The organism is Streptomyces alkaliphilus (assembly GCF_014141535.1).
In the GTDB taxonomy this organism is placed as follows: domain Bacteria; phylum Actinomycetota; class Actinomycetes; order Streptomycetales; family Streptomycetaceae; genus Streptomyces; species Streptomyces alkaliphilus.
The window spans coordinates 1-807 of the sequence record NZ_VKHT01001515.1; the positions used below are offsets into that span (position 1 = coordinate 1).

1 protein-coding gene is annotated in these 807 nt (G+C 70.0%); it reads right to left on the reverse strand.

Annotation, left to right across the window (positions count from 1 at the left end):
- Nucleotides 1-807 (reverse strand): condensation domain-containing protein (locus FNQ90_RS25410; protein WP_407699448.1); only part of this gene is annotated, 807 nt, incomplete at both ends.

An 807-nucleotide genomic window follows, 5' to 3' on the forward strand; every position in this document is an offset into this window, starting at 1 on the left:
GTCGGGAGATCCGGTTCGGCCGCGCCGGCGAGCCGATCGCGCCAGTACGCGAGCCCTTCCTCGTCACGGGGCGAACCGGCCTGCCAATGGGCGAAGTCGCCGTACTGCGGGTGCGGGGCCGGGCGACTCTCGGCAGGTGATTCACCCGCGACCGACGCGCAGTAGAGGTGGGCGATCTCCTCCAGTAGGAGAGTGAGGGTCCAGCCATCGGCAACGGTGTGGTGCAGGGACAGCATGAGGAGATGCGTGTCATCGGGCCGTCGGACGAGATCCGCCCGGAACAGCGGTCCCTCGGACAGGTCAACCGCGGCTTCGGTCCACCGGGCCAGTAGCTCGCGTTCCCCTTCGGGAGTCCCATCGACGGGGGCTGTGTCCCGAAAGCCCCCGTGCCACTCGGGGTGAACGACCTGGACCACCTCGCCGTGCTCCTCCCGCAGGGTCGTTCGCAGCACCTCATGGCGTCGGGCCACCTCGCCGATGGCGTCCACCATGGCCCGTCTGTCGAGGGGGCCGCTGATGCTTGCCCCCCCGGCGATCCGATAGGCGCGGGCGGCCCGGGGGTCCAGTGAACACAGCAGCCACAGGCGCTTTTGACCGGAGGTTGCGGGGAGGGTGATGGTTCCATCGGGATTGCGGACACGTGGCGCCCGCGGGATGGGGAGGTGGCGATCACCGAACCGGGGGAGGTGTTGGGCGAGGTCGGCGAGGACGGGATGCTCGAAGACCAGCCGGAGCGGCACCCGGATGTCCAGGGCCCGACCCAGACGGTGGGTGAGGCGGGTGGCGAGGAGGGAATGACCACCGAGA